The organism is Streptomyces olivochromogenes (assembly GCF_001514115.1).
GTDB lineage: Bacteria > Actinomycetota > Actinomycetes > Streptomycetales > Streptomycetaceae > Streptomyces > Streptomyces olivochromogenes.
In genome coordinates, this window is the sequence record NZ_KQ948456.1 from 263,453 (window position 1) to 287,767 (window position 24,315).

The following is a 24,315-nucleotide window of genomic DNA, read 5'->3' on the forward strand; positions in this document are numbered from 1 at the left end:
CTGCGCCTGCGCCTGTACCTACACCTGCGCCTGCGCCTGCGCGGCTTGGCGAGCGATGGCGGCGATGGCGGGTGCGGCCGTCGGAGACGGGGCCGCGGCCCGGGCCGCTGGTCGGAGTGGCGGTGCGTGAGCGTGATCGAAGTGCCATGCGTCGAGGATCGGGCAACTCCCGACCCTCGCGATGATCTTGCTCAAATCCCGGGGAAAACTACCCAGTTGTGGATAACTCCGTCACCCACACGAGCCACACCAGGCCCAGCAGGCCCAGCAAACGCAGCAATCCCACCCGACACAGGCGCCCCCACCCCGCCACCACCGGATTCCTCAGCCTCATCGAGGCGAGACGACCGCCCCCAGCAGCCCGGGGCCCGTGTGCGCCCCGATCACCGCGCCGACCTCGCTCACATGCAGATCGACCACGCCCGGCACCCGCGCCCGCAACCGGTCCGCGAGAGCGGACGCCCGCTCGGGGGCGGCGAGATGGTGGACGGCGATGTCGACCTGGGCACTGCCCGCGCGTTCGGCCACGATCTCCTCGAGCCGGGCGATCGCCTTGGACGCCGTCCGTACCTTCTCCAGGAGTTCGATCCGCCCTCCGTCGAGCTGGAGCAGCGGTTTCACCGCGAGCGCGGAGCCCAACAGCGCCTGCGCGGCGCCGATCCGGCCGCCACGGCGCAGATAGTCGAGTGTGTCGACGTAGAAGTACGCGTAGGTACCCGCGGCCCGCTTCTCCGCGGCCGTGACCGCATCGTCGACGGTGCCCCCCGCCTCCGCGGACTCGGCCGCGGCCAGTGCGCAGAACCCGAGGGCCATCGCGATCATCCCGGTGTCCACCACCCGCACGGGGACCGGGGCCTCACGGGCCGCGAGGACGGCGGCGTCGTAGGTGCCGGAGAGCTCGGCGGACAGGTGGAGCGAGACGATGTCGGTCGCGCCCGACTCGGCGACCCTGCGGTAGGCCGCGGCGAAGACCTCGGGGCTGGGCCGGGACGTGGTGACGGGGCGCCGCTTCTGGAGTGCCTGTGCCAGGGAGCGGGCCGAGATCTCGGTGCCCTCTTCGAGCGCCTCATTGCCGAGAACGACGGTCAGGGGCACCGCGGTGATGCCGTGGCGCTCCATCGTCCGGGGCGGCAAGTAGGCCGTGGAATCGGTGACGATCGCGACATGGCGGGACATGAGCTGGAGGTTACCTGCCGGGGAGCGCGGACGGCAGCCCGGCCCCTTTCACCTGCGGTCTAGGTCCGGTCAAGTCGTGCTCTCGGGACGGGGTTTCTTCTGCCAGGGGTAGGTGGGCCGCTGTACCGGCGGGGTGATCGCGGAGCGCGGCGGCTCGTCGGCCGGGCGGGACTGCGGGGGCTCCGGCCAGGTCTGGCCGCTGGAAGTGGCCATGTCCGGTGCCGGTGCCTCGGGCCAGGAGGCGGTGGGTCCCGGCTCGGTCGTCCAGTGCCGCAGGGCGCCCGCCTCCACGTCGATCTGCTCACTCAGCGAATCCAGGTCGTCGGCGGCGAACCGGCGGGCCCGGTCGCGCGCGGCCCAGCGCAGCGAGTCCGCGGACTGCGTGATCCGTTCGGTGCGCTCGCGCAGCTCGGGCAGCCGCGTGGAGAGCGTCCTCTTGTCCGGTTCGCTCTCCAGGCGCTTCAGCTCGTCGTCCAGCTCGCGCCCATGCACGCTGAGCCGCTCGAACAGCCCGAGGGACTCCTTCAGAGACTCGTCCTCGGCCACGCCCGAGTGCAGCGCGTCCTGAGTGGCCCGCATCGAGGTGCGCAGCGTCAGCCTCAGCTGGGCGATCTGCCCCGCCGGGCCCGGCTGAGTGAAGGTCCTGGCACGCAGGGTGGTGTCCTCGACCGTGCGGCGGGCCTGGGAGACCGTGCGGTCCACACCGCGCTTGGCGGCGCCGATCACCTTCACCGTGGCGTATGCGCCCAGCACCACGAACAGCAGGAAGAGCAGGGCGATAACTGTGATCACGGCTTCCACCACGCTCCTCCTCCGGACGGTCGCGGCAGCCGCCGCGTCGCTCTTCAACGGTAAACGCAACGGGCAGGTCCGGAGTTCCAGAAGAACCCCGAACCTGCCCGTAGGGGACTACCCCTAGCCAAGCCACCCATCCGTGCCGGACCGGGGCAAGCGGCTACGCCGTGACGATGTTCACCAGCTTCGGCGCCCGGACGATCACCTTGCGGATGCCCGCGCCGTCCAGCGCGGCGACGACCTTCTCGTCGGCCAGCGCGATCTTCTCCAGCTCCGCGTCGGAGATCGACGGGGAGACCTCCAGGCGGGCCTTGACCTTGCCCTTGATCTGCACGACGCAGGTCACGGCCTCGTCCACGACGTACGCCGGGTCGGCCACCGGGAAGTCCTGGTGGACGACCGAGTCGGTGTGGCCCAGCTTGCGCCACAGTTCCTCGGCGATGTGCGGGGCCAGCGGCGCGACCAGCAGCACCAGGGGCTCGGCGACCGTGCGCGACACGGGGCCGCCAGCCTTGGTCAGGTGGTTGTTCAGCTCGGTGACCTTGGCGATGGCGGTGTTGAAGCGCAGGCCCTCCAGGTCCTGGCGCACGCCGTCGATCGCCTTGTGCAGCGCCCGCAGGGTGTCCTCGTCGGCCGGGGTGTCGACGACCGTGACCTCGCCCGTGTTCTCGTCGACGACGTTGCGCCACAGCCGCTGCAGCAGCCGGTACTGGCCCACCACCGCGCGCGTGTCCCACGGCCGCGACACGTCCAGGGGACCCATCGCCATCTCGTACAAGCGCAGGGTGTCCGCGCCGTACTCGGCGCAGATCTCGTCCGGAGTGACCGCGTTCTTCAGGGACTTGCCCATCTTGCCCAGCAGTCGGGAGACCGCCTCGCCCTGGTAGTAGTACGCGCCGTCGCGCTCCTCCACCTCGGCGGCCGGCACCGCGATGCCACGGCTGTCGCGGTACACGAAGGCCTGGATCATGCCCTGGTTGAACAGCTTGTGGAACGGCTCGACCGAGGAGACATACCCCAGGTCGTACAGCACCTTCGACCAGAAACGCGCGTACAGCAGGTGCAGCACGGCGTGCTCGGCGCCGCCGACGTACAGGTCGACGCCACCGTGCGGCTGGCCCTCGCGCGGGCCCATCCAGTACTGCTCGATGGCCGGGTCGACCAGCTTCTGGTCGTTGTGCGGGTCCAGGTAGCGCAGCTCGTACCAGCAGGAACCGGCCCAGTTGGGCATGGTGTTGGTCTCGCGGCGGTACTTCTGCGGGCCGCGGCCGTCACCCAGGTCCAGGGTGACGTTGACCCAGTCCTCGTTGCGGGACAGCGGCGTCTCGGGAGAGGTGTTCGCGTCGTCCGGGTCGAAGGTGCGCGGCGAGTAGTCCTCGACCTCCGGCAGCTCCAGGGGCAGCATCGACTCGGGCAGCGCGTGCGCGACGCCGTCCTCGTCGTAGACGATCGGGAAGGGCTCGCCCCAGTAGCGCTGGCGGCTGAACAGCCAGTCGCGCAGCCGGAAGTTGACGGTGCCCTCACCGATGCCCTTGCGTGCCAGCCACTCGGTGATGCGCTCCTTCGCCTCGGCCACCGCCAGGCCGTCCAGCGAGATGTCGTCGTTGGAGGAGTTGATGATCTTCGCGTCGTACGCCCCGAAGGCGTTCTCCCACGTCGACGTGTCGGTGCCACGGTCGTCGGTCGGCTCGACGATGCAGCGAATCGGCAGCTCGAAGGCGCGCGCGAACTCGAAGTCGCGCTGGTCGCCCGCCGGGACGGCCATGATCGCGCCGGTGCCGTAGCCCATCAGGACGTAGTCGGCGATGAAGACCGGGACCTGCTCGCCGTTGACCGGGTTGGTCGCGTAGGCGCCGGTGAAGACACCGGTCTTGTCCTTGGCCTCGGCCTGCCGTTCGACGTCGGACTTCGAGGCGGCCTGCACGCGGTACGCGGCGACGGCCTCGGCGGGCGTGGCGTGACCGCCGGTCCACGCCTCGTGGCTGCCCTCGGGCCAGGCTTCGGGGACGAACTTGTCGACCAGCGGGTGCTCGGGCGCCAGCACCATGTAGGTGGCCCCGAACAGGGTGTCCGGGCGCGTGGTGAAGACCGTGATGGCTTCGCCGTCGATCGGGAAGTCGACGCGGGCACCCTCGGAGCGGCCGATCCAGTTGCGCTGCTGCAGCTTGATCGCCTCGGGCCAGTCCAGCGCCTCCAGGTCGTCCAGCAGCCGGTCGGCGTACGCCGTGATGCGCATGTTCCACTGGCGCAGCTTGGCCTTGAAGACGGGGAAGTTCCCGCGCTCGGAGCGGCCGTCGGCGGTGACCTCCTCGTTGGCCAGCACCGTGCCCAGCCCGGGGGACCAGTTGACGGGGGCGTCGGAGGCGTACGCCAGCCGGTACTCGCTCAGGACGTCGGCGCGCTCGGTGGCGGTCAGCTCGTTCCACGCGCGCGCACCGCCGTCGACGCTCGGTACGGCGCGCTCGCCGCTCTCGAACTGGGCGATCAGCACGGAGATCGGACGGGCCTTGTCCGCCTCTTCGTCGTACCAAGAGTTGAAGATCTGCAGGAAGATCCACTGGGTCCACTTGTAGTACCCCGGGTCGATCGTGGCGAACGACCGGCGCTTGTCGTGACCCAGGCCCAGCGCGCGCAGCTGGACCTTCATGTTCTCGATGTTGGCCTCGGTGGACACGCGCGGGTGGGTGCCCGTCTGCACGGCGTACTGCTCGGCGGGCAGACCGAAGGCGTCGAAGCCCAGGGTGTGCAGGACGTTGTGGCCCGTCATGCGCTGGAACCGGGCGAATACATCGGTCGCGATGTAGCCCAGGGGGTGGCCGACGTGCAGACCCGCTCCCGAGGGGTACGGGAACATGTCCATGATGAACTTCTTGGGCTTGGCGGCCAGCTCCGGGTCGCCCGCCAGGTCACCGCTGGGGTTCGGCGCCTCGTACGTGCCCTCGGCGTCCCAGAAGTCCTGCCAGCGTGCCTCGATCTCAGCGGCCATCGCGGCCGTGTAGCGGTGCGGCGCTGCCACCTCGGAGGCGGCAGCGGGGTTCGTCTCGCTCATGATCCTCAAAGCTCCATCGATCGTCTCTGCCGGCGGCTTAGAAATGAAAAATCCCCTCGCACAGGAGGGGACGCCGCGCCGATGCCGACCACGGGTCGTCAGTGGTCGGGGCTGATCAGCGCGGCTCGCTAAGCAGAAGGCGTACGGCACGCATGGCGTCAGGGTACCGCAGCCCCCGCGCGCGCGGCGACGAGCTTTGGACGGGGCCGGACACGCCGTGCCGCTCGTCACAATCACGCCAAAAAAACTGAACAATATTCAAATATTACTTCGCGTAAGGGGACGCTACGGGACAACACAAGGACCTGGCCGCGCTTTGGTAACAACGCAATAACTCAAACCTCGTACCCATCGGTATGGCTCGACTTAGAGTTCGGCTTCGGGACCGCTTCCCCGAACCGTTGGGAGTAACCCCCTATGAACCCTCGTCGCAGTGGCAGCACGCTTCCCCGACCGGGCCGCTCGGCCTACGGGATGGCGAGCGCTGCCGTCCTGCTGCTCATACCCGTGGTCGTGCTGGCCGGAGGCAACCAAGTCCAGGACTTCCTCAACTTCGGTGCGGGCGTCCTGTCGCTCGTCTCCCTCACGTGCTCTGTCATCTGGGGCCTCATCGCCCAGGACCGGCTCATCCTCAACACGCGTCAGCGGATCGTGGCACAGGGCATCCACCGGGTGACGGCCGTCGGCTCGATCGCGTTCCTCTTGGTGCACATCACCATCAAACTGGCGCTGGACCACACCGTCCTGATCGCCGCGCTGATCCCCTTCAGCCTGGGTGTCAAGGGCAGCGCCGGACTCATCGGCCTCGGCTCCCTGGCCGGGCTGCTCATGATCTTCGTGGGCATCACCGGCGCGCTGCGCAACCAGTTCGCGGCCCCGGCACCGGTCGCGGCACGCTGGCGCGCGATGCACATGCTGGCGTACCCGGCCCTGTGCGCGGCGCTGATCCATGGTCTCTTCGCGGGACGGGCGGCGAAGCCGTTCTTCATGGTGTCGTACGAGCTGTGCCTGGTCGGGGTCGGCGCGGCGCTCGCCCTGCGTGCGGCTCCCCACCCCTTCAAGCGCAAGGTCGCCGACCGGATCCTGGCGATCCTCGGCGAGGGTGGCGGCGCCGGTGGCCGCATGGCCCGCGAGGACCTGACGGCATCCCGTGCCGCCCTGTCGGAGAACTCCCTGCCGGGCTTCGCCCCGCGCCCCGCGCAGCAGTCCTCGGGCGCCCCCTTCGTACCCCCGCAGCGCACGCCGTCCCCCGAGCAGTCGCTGTACCAGACCCCGGCCGACCCCGCCGCTGCCGCGGACGCGACGTCCGGTTTCGCGGCCGCCTACCGGGCCGTCTCGGGCACGCCCGGCGCGAACCCCGCCGGCGCGGCCCCGACCGAGCGCGTCCAGATGCCCATGAACATGCAGCCGACGGAGACGTTCCCCCGCGCCGACGCCGGTGGCAGCACGTCGGGCAGCTGGCCCATCCCCTCGCCGCCGCCGGTCGGCGAGGCGCCCCGCTCCGCGTACGACCCGCTCGCCGACACGGGATACAACATCCCCGTCTATGACAATTCGGCCACCGGCGGGTACGGCACGAGTGATGTGTACAACAACGGTGAGACGAACCCCGCCTTCGGTACGTACAACACCAACGACACGTACGACAGCGGTCCCACGACTGACGTACTGCCGGGCGCCTTCGACGCTCCTGGCTCCGGTGAACCATGGAACGCCCCTTCCGGAGGCTTTAAGTGAACGAGGCCCTGCCTGACGTCCCGGAGGTCCGCGTCGTCGGGCTTCCGCAGCTCACGTCGGGCTTCGACCTGGTTGAACGGCTCGATCTGCCCATGCACCTCAAGGTGCACGGGCCGCTCGAGCCGATGGGCGGTGAACAGCTCGCGGGCCTCGCCGAGGCGATCGGCCTGAAGGGCCGCGGCGGCGCGGGCTTCCCCTTCGCCAAGAAACTGCGCTCGGTCGCCGAGTCGGCCATCAGCAAGGGCATCCGACCCGTCGTGGTCGTCAACGGAAGTGAGGACGAACCGGCCTGCCGCAAGGACACGGTGCTCATCAACCGTGCCCCGCACCTCATCCTGGACGGCGCCCTGCTCGCCGCGGAGGCCATGGGTGCCCGCACCCTGGTCATCGGGGTGACCCGAGAGTCGACCCAGCGGTCCATGGAGGCCGCGCTGGCCGAGCGCGGCCTCAGCGACCGGCGCGGATCGCCGCTCCGCGCGCGCGTGCAGCGCAATCCGGTGCGGATGGTGACCGGAGCGGCCGCTTCGCTCATCCGCTCCATCGACGGCGGCCCGGCCATCCCGCCGGGCCGCAAGATCAGCGCGTCGCAGAGCGGCGTCGGCGGCGCGCCCACGCTGCTGTCGAACGCCGAGACGTACGCGCAGCTGGCCATCGCCGCCCGTATCGGCCCCGACCGCTACCGCAACACCGGTCTGTACGACGAGCCCGGCACCGTCATGCTCACCATCTCCGGGGCGGTCGCCCGCCCCATGGTGATCGAGGTCCCCACCGGCGTGCCGCTGCGCTACGTGCTCCAGCTGGCCGGCGCCCCGCCGATGCCGCAGGGCGTGCTGACCGGCGGCTACCACGGCAAGTGGCTGGACGCGGCGACGGTCAACGAGGCGATCGTCTCGCGCAACTCCCTGGACGCGGTGGGCGGCGCGCTCGGCGCCGGCGCGATCCTCCCGATCACCCAGGAGACGTGCCCGCTGGGCGAGTCTCTCCGGGTGGCCCAGTGGCTGGCGGAGGAGAGTGCGGGACAGTGCGGTCCCTGCTACCTCGGCCTGCCCGCCGCGGCGCGCGGCCTGGAGGACATCCTCAACGGCGGCGGACCGGCCGCCCTGGAGGCCGTGAAGCAGGTCGCCAAGGCCGTGAAGAGACGCGGCGCCTGCTCGCATCCCGACGGCTCGGCGATGTTCATCGAGTCGACCATCAAGGCGTTCACGGACGACCTGGCCGCCCATGTCCTCGGCAATGGCTGCGGAAGGCCCGTGGAGGGCGTTCTGCCGCTCTTCGAGGGCGGTCAGCTGCCCACCGGCATCCCGGGCGGTCAGGCGGTCGAGGAGGCCGGCCCCAGCCGTCAGAAGATCTACGTCGACTGGACACTGTGCCGCGGTCACGGCCTGTGCGCGGACATCCTTCCCGAGGTCTTCGAACTGGGCGCCGACGGCTTCCCCACCGTCGCGCAGGCCCAGGTGCCCCGGTACGCGGAGGCGAAGGCGCTGCGGGCCGTACGCCGCTGCCCGGCGCTCGCCCTGCGCATCGAGGAGGACACCCGCTCCTCCGCCCCGGCACGCAACAACCTTCCGGTCCTCTCCCAGCGCCGTGGTCGTCGGGCGCTCGGCAGCGGCCGCTGAACACGACGAAGGCGGGTCACCCTGACCGGGTGACCCGCCTTCAATATGTGTGGAGCTAAGGAGAATTGAACTCCTGACCTCCTGCATGCCATGCAGGCGCTCTACCAACTGAGCTATAGCCCCTTGTAGCCATGCGGCGAAGCCGCACATCCACCGTGTCGCCCGGTTTCCCCGGCGGCGACGCCAACATTACACGGTCCTCCCCGTGGACCACCAAATCGATTCCGCGCCGTGCGGACAATGCGGACATGAGGGATAGTGTCGGCCTTCGTGACCGTGATCGCGCTCCCCCGTGTCCGCCGCCGTGCGCCCGTCGCCCTGGGGGCGTGCCTGTTGTCCTTCGCCGCCTTCTGGTGGGCACAGCGGGCCGCGCACGTGTCGATGATCGACCTGATGGTGTACCGGGCGGAGGGCGAGACCGTCCGCGCGGGCGGCGACCTCTACGCGCTGCGTACGACCGAGGCCCATCTGCCGACCACCTACCCGCCGTTCGCCGCGCTGCTGTTCACGCCGCTGACGCTGCTGGACACGTCGACCATGCGGACTGTGGCGACGGCCGGAAATCTGGCCCTTCTTGTGGTGTTCGTGGCCCTCTCGCTACGGCTCGTCGACCACACGCGTGTGGAGGGCGTCTGGTGGACGTCCGCGGCGGCCGTGTGGTGCGAGCCGGTGTGGACGACCGTGCGGTACGGGCAGATCAACCTGCTGCTCGGCGTGCTGGTGCTGTGGGACCTGACGCGGCGGCCCTGGCACCGCTGGGCCGGCGTGGGCATCGGACTCGCGGCGGCGATCAAGCTGACGCCGGCGCTCTTCGCGGTGTTCCTGCTGGTCACCGGTGTCGTGGCATACGCGCGGCGGGGCCCCGGAGGCCCCTGGCTGCGACACGCGCGCGGGGCGGCCGTCGCGTTCGCCGGGGCAACCCTGCTGGCGGCCTCCGTCCTGCCCTTCGACTCATGGCGCTTCTGGAGCCGCATGGTCTTCGAGACGGGTCGGGTCGGGCTCGTGGAGGACACCGCGAACCAGTCGCTGCGCGGGGTACTGGCCCGGCTGCTGCACACCACTCAGCCGGGCCTCTGGTGGGTCGCCACGGCGGCCGTGGCGGGCTCCCTGGGCCTCGGGGTCGCCGTGGCGGCGGAGCTGCGCGGGCGACGCGCCTGGGCGGTGGCCGCCTGCGCGGTCACGGCGCTGCTGATCAGTCCGGTGTCGTGGTCGCACCACTGGGTGTGGTGCGTGCCGATGGTGCTGATCCTCGGCACGCGCGGCAGGGCGGCCGCCGTCGGCGCGGCACAGATGACCACCGTCAGTACGGCACTGGTGACCACCGTCAGTACGGCACTGGTGACCGCCGTCGGTACGGCGTTGGTCTTCTGCTCGTACGCGCTGTGGTGGGTGCCACACGGCCCGGGACGGCTCGAACTGCATCAGACGGGCGCCCAGTTGACGTTGTCGGCCCTCTATGAAGGAGCCGCTCTCGTCTTCCTGACCCTGATCGGGGTCAGGCTGTGGCGAACGTATAGAACCGTTTGAGCGTGCAGTGCTCGTCGAGGAGCCGGCCGTAGATCGGCTCGCCCTCCAGCTCGCGGTACGTCTCGATCGGGTCGCCTTTTATGATCAGCGCCCGCGCGCACTCCTCGCACCAGTACTGGTAGTCGTGGTTGACCGGCTCCATGTCGCGGACGATCGGCGTACCACTGCCGCACCAATCGCACTTCCGCCTGTGTGCACCCATCGATCAGCTCCAGCTGTGGCCGCAGGCCGTGCACACGTAGGAGATCCCGCCGTTGTCGCCGAGGACCTGGGCGACGTGGACCGATCCGCAGGAAGGACAGTCGAGGAGAGTGGCTCTTCTACGTGTCTGTGCCACATCGAGGAGATCGTCGACCTCCTCGAGGATGCTCGCAGGCATCGCTTCTCCCTCCCGTCGGGCCGCGCCCCCTTCCGGCCGTTTGATTCTGCCACGGCCGGAGCAATACGGTCAGCGACGCCTTCGTACCAGTCCGGACACGGCACCCGACGTGGCCGTCGCGGCCAGCGCATACGTGCACATGAGGAGCGCGTCCGCAGAGGTATACGCCCCCGGAGCCCCAAGTGACTCAAGTCGGTTCAAGAAGAGTGTGCCGAAGGCCGCGACACCGATCAGCTGACCGAGCTGGGTGACCGTCGCGAGCAGTCCACTGGCGTCCGCCGCGTCCTCGGGCCGCACTGTGGCCAGAGCCCTGGTCAGCGTGGGGCTGAAGCCCAGTGCGAGACCGGTCCCCATACCCGCGAACGCCACGTACAGCCAGAAACCGCCGTCGCCCCCGCCCTTCAGCACGGCTCCGACGCCGGCCACGGAAACGGCGGCGATGGCGAAGCCGGCCGGGATCAGGACACCTTGCAGAGCGGCCGGCCAGTCACGCCAGGTCAGACCGACCAGACCGAAGACCACCGCGGTCGGCGCGAAGGTGAGTCCGGCGCGCAGCGCGCTGTACCCGAGGCCGCCCTGAACGTGCAGGGTCAGAGTGAACAGGAAACCCGCGTTGACCGCCATCACCGCGAGCAGGCGGAAGACCGCGAGGCCCATGCCGGGGTGGCGCAGCACCCGGGGTGAGATCAGCGGCGCTCCACCCCGCCGGGCGAGCCGGGACTCGTACAGACAGAAAAGGGTGAAGAGGATCGCGGCCGCGCCGAGCGACAGCCAGGACCACAGCGGCCAGCCCTCCTCCTGACCGAGCACGAGCGGCACGGTGAGCAACGACACGGCGGCGCCGAGCAGGACGAGGCCCGACAGGTCGAGGCCGCGTGAGCGCTCCACGGCTCCCGGGGCGTCCCGCGGCAGGACGCGGTGGCCGACGGCCAGGAGTACGAGGCCCACGGGCACGTTGACCAGGAACACCGGCCGCCAGCCGGTACCGAACAGGTCGGCGCTGACCAGGACGCCGCCCAGCACCTGTCCGGCCGCTGCTCCCGTCGCGACGACGGCGGAGTACGCGCCGAGGGCACGGGCCCGGCCCTCGCCGGTGAAGTGGCGCTGGATCAGGCTGAGCACCTGCGGGATCATCACGGCCGCACCGGCGCCCTGCACCAGCCGGAAGGCGATCAACTCCCCGGTTCCCCGGGCGAGTCCGCACGCCAGCGAGGCCGCGGTGAACAGCGCGAGGCCCGCGAGGTGGACGCGGCGGTGGCCGAGCAGGTCGCCGAGGCGCGCGCCGGTGATCAGCAGTACGGCGTACGAGATGGAGTATCCGGCGACCACCAACTGCATTCCGGCGCCGGACGCGTGGAGTTCGGAACCGATCGTGGGTACGGCGACGTTCACGATGAAAACGTCGAGCAGTGCCATGAACTGGGCTGTGAGCACGACCGCGAGCAGCCGTCCGGGGCGATTGTCAGTGCCGGGGGCTTTACTGGTCGCAGGACTTGAATCCGCTGCGGGACCTGGGCCCGCGGGGGTTGTCGTCGTCATGGCTCCGAGCCTGGCGGCGGCCGGATACGGGTGCCGAGAGCCCGCCGATGCTGGTATTGACAGCACCTGGCAGCGGACGGGTTCGGCGCGGACGATGGAAGACGGGGGAAGTGAAGCCGATGAACACGACACAGCGTCGTAGGCCGGAGCTGGCCGGCTTTCTACGCGGCCGGCGGGCGCGGGTGACACCCGCCGACGTGGGGATGCCCCCGGGCTTCCGACGCCGCACGCCGGGGCTGCGCCGCGAAGAGGTCGCGCAGCTCTCCGGGGTAGGTGTGACCTGGTACACATGGCTGGAGCAGGGCCGCCCCATCAACGCCTCTCCTCAGGTCCTGGACGCGGTGGCGCGCACCTTGCGCCTGGACCAGACCGAGCGGGAGCACCTGTACCACTTGGCCGAAGTGCCCTACGAGTCCGAGCCGGAGCTCCCCGCGCAGACCGTGAGCGCGGAGATCCAGGGCATCATCGACGCCCTCGATCCGCACCCGGCGGCGGTCTACAACTCGCGGTACGACATCCTGGCCGCCAACCCCCCTTACCGCGACCTGTTCTTCGTGCCGCAGACGCTCGACATCGGCGTTCCCAACGTGCTGTGGACCCTGTTCACCGTGCCCGAGCCCGGCTGCCCCGTGGTGTTCCGGGACAGCGAACTGCCGTTGATGGTGGCGACGCTGCGCTCCGCGTACGGCAGACATGTCGGCGAGCCCGCCTGGGAGGACTACATACGCGGGCTGTCGGCCGCCAGCCCTCGCTTCGCCGAGTTGTGGGCGGGCGGGGACGTCCTCCCGCCGGGCCCGCGTGTGAAGACGTTCCGCCATGAGGCGGTGGGCGAACTGCGGATGACCTCGGTGTCGCTGTCCATCGACGGGATGCCGGAGTGCCGGATCGTCGCCTACACCCCGGACGACGAGAAGGCGCGCAAGGGTCTGGCGGTTCTGCGGGAGCGGCGGGAGCGGTTGTGGCCACCGTCACTCGCGGCCGCCACGGCGTCCCTGAGACCGATGTCGCCCATGTCACCGACAACCTTGGGGACATGAAAAAAATCCCGCCCCTTGAAGGGAACGGGATTCTCATCACTGATCTGTGCTGATCTTTGACAACTCAAAAGAGTTGATCTGTGGAGCTAAGGAGAATTGAACTCCTGACCTCCTGCATGCCATGCAGGCGCTCTACCAACTGAGCTATAGCCCCTTGTGTTCTTCCCGCCCGGCGGGGCGAACAAGAAGAACTTTAGCCTGCGACCTGCCAGAAAGTGAAATCCGGTCCCGCCTGGCCCCCGGGACCGGACAGGGGGCCGCTCAGTCGTCGTCGCCGAGCACCGGCTCCGGCAGTGTGCCGGCGTTGTGCTCGAGCAGCCGCCAGCCCCGCGCGCCCTCTCCGAGGACGGACCAGCAGCAGTTGGAGAGGCCGCCGAGGCTCTCCCAGTGCCGGGACTCCAGGCCGAGCAGGCGCCCGATGGTGGTGCGGATGGTGCCGCCGTGGCTGACGACCACGAGGGTGCCGTCCTCGGGGAGCTTGTCGGCGTGACGCAGCACCACGGGGGCGGCGCGGTCGGCGACCTCGGTCTCCAGTTCACCGCCGCCGCGGCGCACCGGCTCACCACGCTTCCAGGCGGCGTACTCGTCGCCGTACTGGGCGATGATCTCCTCGTGCGTCAGCCCCTGCCAGACGCCCGCGTAGGTCTCGCGCAGGCCCTCGTCGTGGATGACGTCGATACCGGTGAGCGTGGACAGTTCGGCGGCCGTGTTCGCGGCACGCTGGAGGTCCGAGGCGACGATCACGTCGGGCTTCAGCGAGGCGAGCAGCCGGGCGGCGCGGCGGGCTTGGCCGATGCCCGTCTCGGTGAGCTCGACGTCCGTGGTGCCCTGGAAGCGGCGATCCACGTTCCAGGAGGTCTGGCCGTGCCGCCACAGGATGACGCGGCGACCGCGGCCCGGCTTCTCCCCGGCCTCGACGCCCGCGACGGTCGGCTGTCGCTGCACCTGGGCGTCACCCGTGGCGGAGGTCCTGGCCGCCTCGGCACCCGCCTCGGCACCCGCCGCGGTCACCGCAGCTCCCCGAATTCGACGGAGTCCTCCTCGGCCTGCAGCTTGGCGTGCTCGGCGGCCTTGCCGCGGGTGGCCTTGGCGTCGGCGGGCAGGTCAAGCTCCGGGCAGTCCTTCCACAGCCGCTCCAGAGCGTAGAAGACACGCTCCTCGCTGTGCTGCACGTGCACCACGATGTCGACGTAGTCGAGCAGTACCCAGCGGGCCTCGCGGTCGCCCTCACGGCGCACCGGCTTGACGCCGAGCTCCTTGTTCAGCCGCTCCTCGATCTCGTCGACGATCGACTTGACCTGGCGGTCGTTGGGGGCGGACGCCAGCAGGAAGGCGTCGGTGATCGAGAGAACGTCGCTGACGTCGTAGGCGATGATGTCGTGCGCGAGCTTGTCGGCGGCCGCTTGCGCGGCGGTGGTGATGAGCTCGATGGAGCGGTCCGTGGCGGTCACTACGCGGCTTTCCGTCGGCGGTCAGTAATGACTCAAGGGTCTCACGGACCGCCGACGGCACCCCACGCGTTTCCGTGGCCACGTCCCGGGGACCCCGGAACGTGGCGCCGACCGCTCCACAGGGTCACCCGCGACCACTCTTGGTGATCACCCAGTGGAGTGGTCACCGCGATCACCCGGTGGAGGTGGTCACCTTGTAGTCCTGGCCGAGGACCACCGAGACGTCCGCGTTGGACGAGCCACTGCCCTTCTTCACGGTGCTGGTGGGCAGGCCGAGGGTCTTCGCGACCTCGATGGCGTCGCTCTTCCTGGCGGCATCGGTGTACGTGATCTGGGACACGCTCTGGGCGGTGGCGGCGGTGCCGGAGTCCAGGAAGGTGTAGCCGCCGTTGACCAGCACGACGCGGGCCTTCTCGGTGGCGTCCTTGTTCCCGGTGGCGTTCTTGATACCGACACGGACTGCGGCACCGGCGTCGGGACTCTTGGCGGTGCCGCCAAGGACGTCCTTGACCACACTGTTGGTGGCGCTCTCGCTCAGAGTGCCGTCCTGCTGCACGGGCAGCAGTGCCGTCTTGTAGTCGCCGCCCTTGGCGAGGTCGGCGAGCTTGGCGAGGAAGGCGCCGAGGTCCTGGTCGGTCAGGGAGGGGTCGAGGATCTGCGCCAGGGTCTGGACGGTGGTGGTCGCGGCCTGCTTGTCCGAGGACAGCTTGCGCAGCACGCCCTGCATGACCTGTCCGAACCGCTCCAACTGCGCGTTCTGGGCTTCGCCGGAGGCTCGGTAGGTGGCGTAGGCGACGGCCATCTTGCCGCTGAGGGTCTGGTTCTCGCCCTTCTTCACGAGGGGCGCCTCGCCCTTCTTCTTCGCATCGGGGTCCGGCACATCGGCGTTGGTGGTGAGGTCGATGTTGCCGACGAGGTCGACGAGGTTGTTGAGGTAGGGGGTGTCGAGGCGCCAGGTGCCCTGGATGTTGGTCCCGAGCACCGTGTCGATCGCGTCCCGGGTCCCGGAGGAGCCGTCGTCGCCGACGGACTTGGCGAGCGTGGTCGTCGAGCCGCTGTCGTCGGTCAGGGCAAGGGAGTTGGGCAGCAGGACGGTGGTGCCCTGCTTGATGGTGGTGTTGTCGACGAGCAGCGCCGTGGAGGTGCCGCCGCCCTTCGTGTTGTGCAGGTGGACGACGATCACATCACGGTTCTGGGCACCCGTGGCCGTCGTCGCGGCGGACTTGCCGCCGGAGGAGGTGCCGGGCAGCTTCCCCGCGTACCAGAGGTAGCCGACACCGCCGACCACGACCAGGGCGAGCACCACGACCAGGGCGACGACCCTGCTGCGGGCGCGGCGCTTGGCCTCCTCGCGGCGCTCGGTGCGGTTCTCGGTGAAGTTGAGCCAGTCGATGACGTCTTCGGGCTCGGCTTCCTGCTCCTCGACGAAGGCGAACTGCTCGGTGCGGTAGTCCCGGTCGGCCCGGGGCTCGTTCTCCTCCGCGGGGCGCGCCTGCTGCGGGATGTAGGCGGTCTGTTCGGCGACCCGGGGCTGCTGCCCGGTGCTCGTGCCCGCGGCACCGGTACCGCTCCGGGACTGGGCCGCCCGCCCTGTCTGCCCGGCCTGACCAGCCTGCCCGGCCTGACCCGTGTGCGCCGACTGTGTCGTCTGTGCCGTCTGCCCGTAGGGGTCGTACGACGACGACGTCCCGGCGGCGCCGGACGTGCCGGCTCCGTACGGGTCGTAGGGGTCGTAGCCGGGGACCGCGGTCTGCTGACCGGTGTCGTACGAGGACACGGGCTGCTGCTGACCGGTGTCATAGCCCCCCGCGCCGGTCGCGTAGGGGTCGTAGCCGTAGCCCTGGTGCTGCTGGGGCTGCTGCGGCTGCGCGTACGGGTCGTAGCCCTGTTGGGGCTGTTGGGGCGGCACCTGCCGGTACACAGGCTGCCCGAACTCGTCGTAGCCGACGAGCTCGTACTGGTCGCCGCCCGCGTATCCGTCGTATCGGTCGTTCACCGGTGCCCCTCTCGGCTCACTCGCCTCACTCGCCGCGGTACAGCTCACGCTTGTCGATGTAGCGCACCACACCGTCCGGCACCAGGTACCAGACGGGGTCGCCCTTGGCGACTCTCGCACGGCAGTCTGTGGAGGAGATGGCCAGCGCGGGAACCTCGACCAGCGAGACGCCGCCCTCCGGAAGGCCCGGGTCGGTCAGGGTGTGACCGGGCCGGGTGACTCCGATGAAGTGCGCGAGGGAGAACAGCTCTTCCGCGTACCGCCAGGTGAGGATCTGACCGAGCGCGTCGGCACCGGTGATGAAGAACAGATCGGTGTCGGGGTTGAGCGCGCGCAGATCGCGCAGGGTGTCCGTGGTGTAGGTCGGGCCGCCGCGGTCGATGTCGATGCGGCTCACCGAGAACTGCGGGTTCTCGGCGGTGGCGATGACCGTCATCAGGTAGCGGTCCTCGGCCGGTGAGACCTTCCGGTCGGACTTCTGCCACGGCTGCCCGGTCGGCACGAACACCACCTCGTCGAGGTGGAACTGCGCGGCGACCTCGCTGGCCGCCACGAGGTGCCCGTGGTGGATCGGGTCGAACGTTCCGCCCATGACGCCGAGGCGGCGCTTACCCGGATTCGAGGGGCCGTTCCCGGGGCCGGTCGTCAACCGACTCGCCCCGCCTCTCACCGGGCCGCCGAGCGCGTCACCCGCGGCGCCGCCGACGGCGCCGCTCTCCGTGTCACTCGCCGGACCGGTAGGCATGTCCTGCTCTCCCATGCGTGCAGACCCTACCGGCCCGGTCGACGGGCTCCGCCCGACAGGGGTCCCCGGGACGGCTCCGAACGGCCGAAAAGGCTCAGCGGTCGCGGTTGAAACGCGTCGTGATCCACAGCAGCAGGAGCAGCACGAACAGCGCGCCCCCGCCGGTCAGGAACGGGTTGAGGCTCTCGTGGTTGCCCCCCTGCTCGCCCTCGGCGGCAACGGTGACCAACTGTGCAGCGGTGCTGTGGAAGCTCATCTCGGCAGGACCTATCCGGTGTGGGCGGGATAAAGACGTCGGCCCATCGTATGCGGGGGCTTCGGCCGCGATCACGCCGACTCCGCCGTTGGGGACGCCGGTTGCTCCGGCCTCGCCGGCCGGCACACGCCTCGGTCGTCCCGCAAGTAGCCGCTTATACCCGTTGTACCCGCTATACCCGCCGTACCCGCGTCAGTCGTCCCGCTTGTACCCGCGCAGCAGGAACCAGGCGGTCAGGCCCACCCCGACGATCATCACGATCAGCACGACACGGAGCAGATTGCCCGGGCCTTGCTTGTCTGCCGCGTTCGCGGCCTCGGTGAGCCAGGCGGCTGCGGGGATGTGCTCCATGGCGATGGACTCCTTCTCTGTACTGCCCGTCCACGGTATCTCCGCCTAGGCTGGGCCGTGCCTTGGGGGCACATAGGGCACTCAGACGCGCATGGGGGAACACATGTCCGACAACGGCCACCAGCAGAACGGGCACGAGAACGTGCCGAGCAGGCAGCGCAGGCGCTTCGAGGGGATCTCCTCGCGCACCTACGAACACCCGGCGGACCGCTCGGCCCTGGTGGCCCTGCGCAAGCTCAGCGGCTTCGACACGGTCTTCAAGGCCCTGAGCGGCCTGCTGCCCGAGCGCAGCCTGCGGCTGCTGTTCCTGTCCGACTCGGTGCGCGTCTCGGACGCCCAGTTCGCGCACCTCAACACGATGCTGCGGGACGCCTGCCACATCCTGGACCTGGAGAAGGTCCCGCCGATGTACGTCGCCCAGGACCCGCAGCCGAACGCGATGTGCATCGGCCTGGACGAGCCGATCATCGTCGTGACGACCGGGCTCGTCGAGCTGCTGGACGAGGAGGAGATGCGGGCCGTCGTCGGGCACGAGGTCGGCCACGCACTCTCCGGCCACGCCGTCTACCGCACGATCCTGCTCTTCCTGACCAATCTGGCGCTCCGGGTGGCCTGGATCCCGCTGGGCAACATCGCGATCATGGCGATCGTGACCGCGCTGCGGGAGTGGTTCCGCAAGTCGGAGCTGTCGGCCGACCGGGCGGGGCTCCTCGTCGGGCAGGACCTGAAGGCCTCGATGCGTGGCCTGATGAAGCTCGCGGGAGGAAATCACCTGCACGAGATGAACGTGGACGCGTTCCTCGAGCAGGCCGAGGAGTACGAGGCCGGGGGCGATCTGCGCGACTCCGTGCTCAAGATCCTCAACACGCTCCCCCGCACGCACCCCTTCACCACCGTGCGCGCCGCCGAGCTGAAGAAGTGGGCCGAGTCCCGCGACTACCAGCGGATCATGGACGGTCACTATCCGCGGCGCTCCGAGGACAAGGAGACCTCGGTCTCGGACTCCTTCCGGCAGTCGGCGGCGAGCTACGCCACGGACGTCAAGAACTCCAAGGACCCGCTGATGAAGCTGGTCAGTGACATCGCGGGGGGCGCGGGCGACCTCGGCGGGCGGGTGCGGCGCGGGTTCGGAGGCTTCGCCGGCGGCGGCACCCCCAAGGACCAGACCGTCCCGAAGGACCAGACCGCCCAGAACGACCAGACCGCCCCCGAGGACCGGACCTCGCCGAAGGAGCAGCCGCCCCGGGACAGCACCCCCGAGGACGACGACTGACACACACGGGAGCCGCGGACGCGACGGTCACGGTCAGAACTTTGGGCGCCACGCCTTCGACCGTAAGGCCGTCAGACCCTCGGCTGCGAGCTCGTCGCCAGTGAGCCGCACAATGCCGTCGCGCTGCCCGTCGCGTACGGGTCGGTGCCGGCCGGGCCGCCCGCCTTCGCCGTCTGGCCCGCGAGCAGCGGGTGCAGATGGGTCACCGAGTTCTCGGAGCAGGCGAGCGGTCCGGCCTGGACGTAGGAGACGACCACCTCGGCCTGGTGCATGCGCAGGTCGTCGCGGTCGAAGCGGAACTGCAGCTCGCGCCGGACGGTGAACAGCGAGGCCTTCGCGTCGGCGCCCGAGCCGGCCGGCTTCAGGGCGTACACGAAGGTGTGGTCGGCGACGACCTCAAGGGTGCTGGAGTCGAACTCGGCGGCCTGAAGCGTGCCCTGCACCCTGATCCTGGAGTCGGCGAGCCGGGCGCGGGTGGGGTCGAAGCGGACCAGCCAGCCGGTGGGCGCGTGCCGACCGTCGGCGGCCGGGTGGTCGAAGCTCTGGTCGAACTGGTCGAGCTGCTGGGGGGCGAGCAGGATCCGCACGGGCCGGTTGGTGACGCCCGCGAGTACCTCCGGGTCGAGCGAGGACTTCACGAGGTAGTCCTTGGCGGTGGTCAGGGCGGCCACGACCTGGCTGTCGGAGAAGTGCGCGGTGCGCCGGTAGGCGGGCAGCGCGATGCCGTCGGCGCCGACGGCGAACTGGGCGGCGGGGCTGTGCGCGTACAGCTCCTCGGCGCTCGTGGCCCCCGGCACGGCGGTCTGGGGCGCCAGGGGTATGACGGTCATCCGCAGCGGTTCGGGGGGCTGGGCGGCCGGGGTCTGGTACGGGTGGCGTACGCCCATGTAGATCGCGGTGCCGAAGGCGACGGCGATCAGCAGGACCAGGATCAGCGCCTGCCGGGGCAGACCGCGCTGGAGGGTGGGGCGGCGGCGTACGGCCGGGGCGTGGTCGGCCATCCGCTCCTGCGCGGAGAACTCCTGGAGGCGGGCAGCACGGACGAACGACTCGTCGAAGACGACGGATCGGTATTCGTCCTCTCCACCAGCGGGAGCGCCCTCGGGTGTCCCCTCAGGTGGGTCTCCAGGCCCGCCCATACCTTCAGGGTAGGTCTCCGGGAGCTCAGGTAAACGCCGTGGTACACGACAACTTCTGACAGGTTCTCACCAGGATCGCCAAGGACCGTCGCGATCGTCAGCATGTTCGAAGTGCCGTCAGGGGTGGCGCGGGCGCCATGGGCGTCAGGGCGTTCGGGGAACCGCGGACACGGCCGAATGGGAGTACTCGGCCGAAGCCGAGGGGCTGGTGCCGGTGACCTTGTCCTGGCCCTGTTCGAGGCCCGTGGAGGCAGGCGGCGGGACCTGGTCCTGGCGGCCCGAGGAGGCCCCCCGGTAGACCGCCGTGAAGGCCAGGGCGACCATGCCGACGCCCATCACGAGGGCGAGCACCCAGGCGACGGGGCGGTGCCAGCGGGCCTGCTTTCCGTAGGCCCTGCCGTATCTGCGGTACGGGCCCGGCGCTCCGTAGCGGCCTTCGAGGATCTCGGTGTCGTCGAGGTCGTCCAGGTCCGCGTCATGGCCGAAATCGCCAGGGCCGTCGGGCCCGAACCCGTCCTCGTAGCGTTCGTCGTCGCCGCGGGCACCCCGGGAGTGCGCTCGGCGCGCCTCGGCCTCTGAGGCCTCCGCGCGGGCCTGCGCGGCTGCTAGGAGGCGTTCGACGGCGGTCGGCTCATGGATCACCGCCGCACGTACGAAGTCCTCGTCGAAGACCACGGAGGCGAACTCTTCGTCCGCACCCCCGCGGTCGCGGTCGTCGTCGGGCTCCCAGCCGTCAGGGAACGGCGTGCCCCCCACGTCCTCCGGCACGGATCCAGAGTAGACCTGGGGGGTCATTTTGGGCAGACGGTATGGAAATTCATCCGCCTGACGAGACGCGGCTCACGCGGAGCGCGGGCTCAGCGCCGGATGTGTCCGTCGCCCGTGACGATGTACTTGGTGCTCGTCAGCTCCGGCAGCCCCATCGGCCCCCGCGCGTGCAGCTTCTGCGTCGAGATGCCGATCTCGGCGCCGAACCCGAACTGGCCGCCGTCGGTGAAGCGGGTCGAGGCGTTCACGGCGACCGTGGTGGAGTCCACCAACTGGGTGAAGCGGCGGGCGGCCTGCTGCGAGGTGGTGACGATGGCCTCGGTGTGGCCGGAGGTCCACAGCCGGATGTGTTCGACGGCCCGGTCGAGCGAGTCGACGACGGCGGCGGCGATGTCGTACGAGAGGTACTCGGTCTCCCAGTCCTCGGGCGTGGCCTCGACGACGGTGGCCTTGGAGTCCTTGGCGTAGGCGAGGACGCGCTCGTCGGCGTGCACGGTGACCCCTGCGTCCGCGAGGGCGTCCAGGGCGCGCGGCAGGAACTCGGGGGCGATGTCCCGGTGCACGAGGAGCGTCTCGGCGGAGTTGCAGACGCTGGGCCGCTGCGCCTTGGAGTTGATCAGGATGTCGATCGCCATGTCGAGGTCGGCGTTGGCGTCGACGTACACGTGGCAGTTGCCCGTGCCGGTCTCGATGACGGGGACGGTGGATTCCTGGACGACCGTGCGGATCAGCGAGGCGCCGCCGCGCGGGATCAGCACGTCGACCAGACCGCGGGCGCGCATCAGCTCGCGCACCGACTCGCGGCCCTCGCCGGGCACCAGCTGGATGGCGTCGGCGGGCAGTCCGGCGCCGCCCACGGCGTCGCGCAGCACGCGGACGAGGGCGGTGTTCGACTCGAAGGCCGAGGAGGAGCCGCGCAGCAGGACGGCGTTGCCGGACTTCAGGCAGAGGGCGGCGGCGTCGACCGTGACGTTCGGGCGGGCCTCGTAGATGATGCCGACGACACCGAGCGGGACGCGGACCTGGCGCAGGTCGATGCCGTTCGGGAGGGTCGAGCCGCGCACGACCTCGCCGACCGGGTCGGGCAGTGCGACGACGTCCCGCACGTCCGAGGCGATGGCGCGCACGCGCTCGGGCGTGAGCGTGAGCCGGTCGATGACGGTCTCGCTGGTGCCGGCCTCGCGGGCGCGCGCGATGTCCTTGGCGTTGGCCGCGACGATCTCGCTCGTACGGACCTCCAGCGCGTCCGCGATCGCGAGCAGCGCGTCGTCCTTCTCGGCCCGCGGCAGGGGGGCGAGATCGGCGGCGGCGGCCTTGGCCCGGTAGGCGGCCTGGGTGACCGGGGACATCGAGTCGTACGGCGAGAGCGTGGTCATATCGGAAGGGTAGTGCGCCGGACGGACCCGTCCAGCGGCTGTCCCACACCCCGAGACAGGGTCAAAAGGGATGGACTCCGACCGGAGTGGCCGGAAGTGGCCCATACCCCTCGGCGATCCGCTGGTGGTACGTCTCGCGGTCGATGACCTCCAGGCCGACGATCTCCCAGGGCGGGAGCTTGGCGGTCTGGCGGTGTTCGCCCCACAGGCGCAGGGCGACGGCCGCCGCGTCGTGCAGGTCGCGGGCCTCTTCCCAGTAGCGGATCTCCGCGTGGTCGTTGGCGTAGCGGCTGGTCAGCAGGAACGGGTGGTCGTGGGCCAGCTGTTCGAGGGCACGCCTGACCTCCTTCAGCGGGGCCTCGCCGCCCGAGACGCTCAGCGTGACGTGCCACAGCCGGGGCTGGTCGGCCGGCTTCTCGCCCTCATAGGTGTCACCGGCCGCGACGCTCGTCAGTGCCCGTTCCTCGCCCACCGCGCGGGACGCCGGACCACCCGCCCGGGAGGCGGCACCGCCGCGGGACGCCGCCGCCCCAGGGCGCACTCGTCTCACGACGGCCTCCTTTTCGCAATGGTCCGTAATGGTCCGCAATGGTCGTACTGCATCGGGCTGCATCGGGGTCTCCCCGCAACAAAGTTGAGCAGGTGGGGAGCCGCCGTGTGGCGCTTTTACACAACGTCCCCCGGCGGGGGCCTCGGAATCGGCCTTTTACGGGTGTACTGGACAGCTGTTTCAGAGGTGGCGCGGAACAGACGTCTTACGGATGCAGGAGCACGAGGTCGTCCCTGTGTACGACCTCGCGTTCGTACTCCGGCCCCAGCTCACGGGCCAGTTCGCGGGTCGAGCGCCCGATGAGCTGGGGGATCTCCTTGGCGTCGAAGTTCACCAGACCCCGTGCGACCGCCCGCCCCGTGCTGTCGCGCAGCTCGACGGGGTCGCCCGCGGTGAAGTCGCCCTCGACGGCCGCGATACCCGCCGGCAGCAGCGAGGTACGCCGGTCGACGACCGCGCGCACGGCCCCGTCGTCCAGGACGAGCGCGCCCTGCGGGGTCGAGGCGTGCTGCAGCCACAGCAGCCGGTCGGCGGAGCGCTTGCCGGTGGGGTGGAAGTACGTGCCGGTGTCGCCGCCCGCGAGGGCCTCGGCGGCGTGCACGGCGGAGGTGAGCACCACGGGGATGCCCGCGGCCGCCGCGATCCGGGCCGCCTCGACCTTGGTGACCATGCCGCCGGTGCCGACGCCCGCCTTGCCCGCGGTGCCGATGTCGACGTGCGCGAGGTCCCCCGGTCCGCGGACCTCCGCTATCCGCGAGGTGCCGGACTTGCTGGGGTCGCCGTCGTACACGCCGTCCACGTCGGAGAGCAGGACCAGCAGGTCGGCCCGTACGAGGTGGGCGACGAGCGCGGCGAGCCGGTCGTTGTCGCCGAAGCGGATCTCGTCCGTGGCGACGGTGTCGTTCTCGTTGACGACCGGCAGGGCGCCCATCGCGAGGAGCTTGTCGAGGGTGCGGGCGGCGTTGCGGTGGTGGGCGCGCCGGCTGGTGTCGTCGGCGGTGAGGAGCACCTGGCCGACACGGACGCCGTGGCGGGCGCAGGAGGCGGTGTAGCGGGCGACCAGGAGGCCCTGGCCGACGCTGGCGGCGGCCTGCTGCCGGGCCAGGTCCTTGGGGCGGCGGCGCAGCCCGAGCGGGGCGAGGCCGGCCGCGATGGCGCCGGACGAGACGAGGACGATCTCCTTCTCGCCGCCGCTGCGATGCTTGGCGAGGACGTCGACGAGCGCGTCGACACGGTCGGCGTCGAGTCCGCCCGCGGCCGTGGTCAGCGACGAGGAACCCACCTTGACGACGATCCTTTGGGCCCCGGCCGCGGCCCGCCTCGCCCCTGCCACCTGGCCTGCCATGTGCCCAGTCACCTGCCCTGCCACCTGCGGTGTGTCCCCTCGCGTCGGTCCCGCCCGGCAATCTACGCGAAAGGGCGGGGGCGGCGCCCGTCGGTCCAGCCTGCGGACGGCGCCCGGCCCTCGTGATCACCGAAGCGTAGCCACACGCTCACGTCCCGCGTATGCAAAAAAGGTTGTGCGGGTTCCTCATAGAACTTAAAGATGGCGCAA

Annotated in this window: 23 protein-coding genes and 2 tRNA genes; 6 read left to right on the forward strand and 19 right to left on the reverse strand. The window is 70.3% G+C overall.

The window, feature by feature from the left end; all coding sequences use genetic code 11:
- Positions 1-330 precede the first annotated feature (330 nt).
- Positions 331-1,176, reverse strand: coding sequence for a DegV family protein (locus AQJ27_RS18900; RefSeq protein WP_067369997.1), 846 nt, complete (start codon positions 1,174-1,176; stop codon positions 331-333).
- Between the two features lie 69 nt (positions 1,177-1,245).
- Complete coding sequence (locus AQJ27_RS18905) at positions 1,246-1,977, reverse strand: hypothetical protein (RefSeq protein ID WP_201264281.1); 732 nt, start codon at positions 1,975-1,977, stop codon at positions 1,246-1,248.
- On the opposite strand from AQJ27_RS18905, the gene AQJ27_RS60825 reads away from it, so the two are divergent.
- Complete coding sequence (locus tag AQJ27_RS60825) at positions 1,868-2,095, forward strand: hypothetical protein (RefSeq protein ID WP_425275213.1); 228 nt, start codon at positions 1,868-1,870, stop codon at positions 2,093-2,095. The two genes, AQJ27_RS18905 and AQJ27_RS60825, sit on opposite strands and share 110 nt — an antisense overlap.
- A 36-nt stretch (positions 2,096-2,131) precedes the next feature.
- On the opposite strand, the gene leuS is transcribed toward AQJ27_RS60825, so the two are convergent.
- On the reverse strand, positions 2,132-5,020 hold the full coding sequence (leuS, locus tag AQJ27_RS18910; RefSeq protein WP_067370000.1) for a leucine--tRNA ligase: 2,889 nt from the start codon (positions 5,018-5,020) through the stop codon (positions 2,132-2,134).
- A 417-nt stretch (positions 5,021-5,437) separates the two neighbouring features.
- On the opposite strand from leuS, the gene AQJ27_RS18915 reads away from it, so the two are divergent.
- Together AQJ27_RS18915 and AQJ27_RS18920 are read left to right on the forward strand one after the other, a co-directional pair.
- On the forward strand, positions 5,438-6,757 hold the full coding sequence (locus tag AQJ27_RS18915) for a ferric reductase-like transmembrane domain-containing protein (protein ID WP_235613473.1): 1,320 nt from the start codon (positions 5,438-5,440) through the stop codon (positions 6,755-6,757).
- Positions 6,754-8,373, forward strand: coding sequence for an NADH-quinone oxidoreductase subunit NuoF family protein (locus AQJ27_RS18920; RefSeq protein WP_067370006.1), 1,620 nt, complete (start codon positions 6,754-6,756; stop codon positions 8,371-8,373). The genes AQJ27_RS18915 and AQJ27_RS18920 overlap by 4 nt, the downstream gene beginning before the upstream one ends.
- 50 nt (positions 8,374-8,423) lie before the next feature.
- Here AQJ27_RS18920 and AQJ27_RS18925 read toward each other — a convergent pair.
- Positions 8,424-8,496, reverse strand: a tRNA-Ala gene (locus tag AQJ27_RS18925).
- A gap of 147 nt (positions 8,497-8,643) precedes the next feature.
- Here AQJ27_RS18925 and AQJ27_RS18930 point away from each other — a divergent pair.
- Positions 8,644-9,900, forward strand: coding sequence for a glycosyltransferase 87 family protein (locus tag AQJ27_RS18930; RefSeq protein ID WP_067370600.1), 1,257 nt, complete (start codon positions 8,644-8,646; stop codon positions 9,898-9,900).
- Here AQJ27_RS18930 and AQJ27_RS18935 read toward each other — a convergent pair.
- The 3 genes from AQJ27_RS18935 to AQJ27_RS18940 all read right to left on the reverse strand — a co-directional run bounded on the left by AQJ27_RS18935 (position 9,869) and on the right by AQJ27_RS18940 (position 11,818).
- Positions 9,869-10,102: a hypothetical protein gene (locus AQJ27_RS18935; protein ID WP_054231942.1), complete on the reverse strand. Its 234-nt coding sequence runs from the start codon at positions 10,100-10,102 to the stop codon at positions 9,869-9,871. The genes AQJ27_RS18930 and AQJ27_RS18935 overlap by 32 nt on opposite strands.
- A 3-nt stretch (positions 10,103-10,105) precedes the next feature.
- Complete coding sequence (locus AQJ27_RS55630; protein ID WP_101405208.1) at positions 10,106-10,279, reverse strand: hypothetical protein; 174 nt, start codon at positions 10,277-10,279, stop codon at positions 10,106-10,108.
- 69 nt (positions 10,280-10,348) lie between these two features.
- Entirely contained in the window at positions 10,349-11,818 is a 1,470-nt protein-coding gene (locus AQJ27_RS18940) for an MFS transporter (RefSeq protein WP_201264272.1), read from the reverse strand.
- A 119-nt stretch (positions 11,819-11,937) separates the two neighbouring features.
- On the opposite strand from AQJ27_RS18940, the gene AQJ27_RS18945 reads away from it, so the two are divergent.
- A complete protein-coding gene (locus tag AQJ27_RS18945) occupies positions 11,938-12,855 on the forward strand; it encodes a helix-turn-helix transcriptional regulator (RefSeq protein ID WP_079065103.1) in 918 nt (305 codons plus the stop codon).
- 81 nt (positions 12,856-12,936) lie between these two features.
- Here AQJ27_RS18945 and AQJ27_RS18950 read toward each other — a convergent pair.
- The 7 genes from AQJ27_RS18950 to AQJ27_RS57350 all read right to left on the reverse strand — a co-directional run bounded on the left by AQJ27_RS18950 (position 12,937) and on the right by AQJ27_RS57350 (position 17,654).
- Positions 12,937-13,009, reverse strand: a tRNA-Ala gene (locus AQJ27_RS18950).
- A 107-nt stretch (positions 13,010-13,116) separates the two neighbouring features.
- On the reverse strand, positions 13,117-13,800 hold the full coding sequence (locus AQJ27_RS18955) for a histidine phosphatase family protein (RefSeq protein WP_067370605.1): 684 nt from the start codon (positions 13,798-13,800) through the stop codon (positions 13,117-13,119).
- A 62-nt stretch (positions 13,801-13,862) separates the two neighbouring features.
- The gene (gene rsfS, locus AQJ27_RS18960; RefSeq protein ID WP_054231941.1) at positions 13,863-14,306 is read right to left on the reverse strand and encodes a ribosome silencing factor; all 444 of its coding nucleotides are present in this window, start codon (positions 14,304-14,306) and stop codon (positions 13,863-13,865) included.
- 172 nt (positions 14,307-14,478) lie between these two features.
- Complete coding sequence (locus AQJ27_RS18965; protein WP_067370013.1) at positions 14,479-16,302, reverse strand: LCP family protein; 1,824 nt, start codon at positions 16,300-16,302, stop codon at positions 14,479-14,481.
- Between the two features lie 25 nt (positions 16,303-16,327).
- On the reverse strand, positions 16,328-16,894 hold the full coding sequence (nadD, locus tag AQJ27_RS18970; protein ID WP_248297702.1) for a nicotinate-nucleotide adenylyltransferase: 567 nt from the start codon (positions 16,892-16,894) through the stop codon (positions 16,328-16,330).
- A 247-nt stretch (positions 16,895-17,141) separates the two neighbouring features.
- A complete protein-coding gene (locus tag AQJ27_RS57345; protein ID WP_095854717.1) occupies positions 17,142-17,303 on the reverse strand; it encodes a hypothetical protein in 162 nt (53 codons plus the stop codon).
- Positions 17,304-17,495: 192 nt separating this feature from the next.
- Positions 17,496-17,654: a hypothetical protein gene (locus AQJ27_RS57350; protein ID WP_095854716.1), complete on the reverse strand. Its 159-nt coding sequence runs from the start codon at positions 17,652-17,654 to the stop codon at positions 17,496-17,498.
- Positions 17,655-17,757: 103 nt separating this feature from the next.
- On the opposite strand from AQJ27_RS57350, the gene AQJ27_RS18975 reads away from it, so the two are divergent.
- The gene (locus tag AQJ27_RS18975) at positions 17,758-18,927 is read left to right on the forward strand and encodes a M48 family metallopeptidase (protein ID WP_235613475.1); all 1,170 of its coding nucleotides are present in this window, start codon (positions 17,758-17,760) and stop codon (positions 18,925-18,927) included.
- Positions 18,928-18,998: 71 nt separating this feature from the next.
- On the opposite strand, the gene AQJ27_RS18980 is transcribed toward AQJ27_RS18975, so the two are convergent.
- The 5 genes from AQJ27_RS18980 to proB form a co-directional block, all read right to left on the reverse strand.
- Positions 18,999-20,066 (reverse strand): SCO2583 family membrane protein, encoded by a 1,068-nt coding sequence (locus AQJ27_RS18980; RefSeq protein ID WP_067370018.1) that lies wholly within the window; start codon positions 20,064-20,066, stop codon positions 18,999-19,001.
- Positions 20,067-20,210: 144 nt separating this feature from the next.
- Positions 20,211-20,834 carry an SCO2584 family spore wall biosynthesis protein gene (locus AQJ27_RS18985; RefSeq protein ID WP_439959848.1) on the reverse strand — a complete coding sequence of 208 codons (624 nt, stop codon included), beginning with the start codon at positions 20,832-20,834 and terminating at the stop codon, positions 20,211-20,213.
- 89 nt (positions 20,835-20,923) lie between these two features.
- The gene (locus AQJ27_RS18990; protein ID WP_067370024.1) at positions 20,924-22,210 is read right to left on the reverse strand and encodes a glutamate-5-semialdehyde dehydrogenase; all 1,287 of its coding nucleotides are present in this window, start codon (positions 22,208-22,210) and stop codon (positions 20,924-20,926) included.
- 61 nt (positions 22,211-22,271) lie between these two features.
- Positions 22,272-22,751, reverse strand: a complete 480-nt coding sequence (locus AQJ27_RS18995; RefSeq protein ID WP_067370027.1) for a hypothetical protein — start codon at positions 22,749-22,751, stop codon at positions 22,272-22,274.
- A gap of 214 nt (positions 22,752-22,965) precedes the next feature.
- Positions 22,966-24,105 (reverse strand): glutamate 5-kinase, encoded by a 1,140-nt coding sequence (proB, locus tag AQJ27_RS19000; RefSeq protein ID WP_067370030.1) that lies wholly within the window; start codon positions 24,103-24,105, stop codon positions 22,966-22,968.
- Positions 24,106-24,315 lie beyond the last annotated feature (210 nt).

Excerpts from the sequence above, each read along its gene's own strand:
- AQJ27_RS18900 (WP_067369997.1), bottom strand. The coding sequence starts at position 1,176 with ATGTCCCGCCATGTCGCGATCGTCACCGATTCCACGGCCTACTTGCCG.
- leuS (WP_067370000.1), bottom strand. The coding sequence starts at position 5,020 with ATGAGCGAGACGAACCCCGCTGCCGCCTCCGAGGTGGCAGCGCCGCAC.
- AQJ27_RS18915 (WP_235613473.1), top strand. The coding sequence starts at position 5,438 with ATGAACCCTCGTCGCAGTGGCAGCACGCTTCCCCGACCGGGCCGCTCG.
- AQJ27_RS18935 (WP_054231942.1), bottom strand. The coding sequence starts at position 10,102 with ATGGGTGCACACAGGCGGAAGTGCGATTGGTGCGGCAGTGGTACGCCG.
- AQJ27_RS55630 (WP_101405208.1), bottom strand. The coding sequence starts at position 10,279 with ATGCCTGCGAGCATCCTCGAGGAGGTCGACGATCTCCTCGATGTGGCA.
- AQJ27_RS18940 (WP_201264272.1), bottom strand. The coding sequence starts at position 11,818 with ATGACGACGACAACCCCCGCGGGCCCAGGTCCCGCAGCGGATTCAAGT.
- AQJ27_RS18945 (WP_079065103.1), top strand. The coding sequence starts at position 11,938 with ATGAACACGACACAGCGTCGTAGGCCGGAGCTGGCCGGCTTTCTACGC.
- nadD (WP_248297702.1), bottom strand. The coding sequence starts at position 16,894 with ATGGGCGGAACGTTCGACCCGATCCACCACGGGCACCTCGTGGCGGCC.
- AQJ27_RS57345 (WP_095854717.1), bottom strand. The coding sequence starts at position 17,303 with ATGAGCTTCCACAGCACCGCTGCACAGTTGGTCACCGTTGCCGCCGAG.
- AQJ27_RS57350 (WP_095854716.1), bottom strand. The coding sequence starts at position 17,654 with ATGGAGCACATCCCCGCAGCCGCCTGGCTCACCGAGGCCGCGAACGCG.
- AQJ27_RS18975 (WP_235613475.1), top strand. The coding sequence starts at position 17,758 with ATGTCCGACAACGGCCACCAGCAGAACGGGCACGAGAACGTGCCGAGC.
- AQJ27_RS18980 (WP_067370018.1), bottom strand. The coding sequence starts at position 20,066 with ATGGGCGGGCCTGGAGACCCACCTGAGGGGACACCCGAGGGCGCTCCC.
- AQJ27_RS18990 (WP_067370024.1), bottom strand. The coding sequence starts at position 22,210 with ATGACCACGCTCTCGCCGTACGACTCGATGTCCCCGGTCACCCAGGCC.
- proB (WP_067370030.1), bottom strand. The coding sequence starts at position 24,105 with ATGGCAGGCCAGGTGGCAGGGGCGAGGCGGGCCGCGGCCGGGGCCCAA.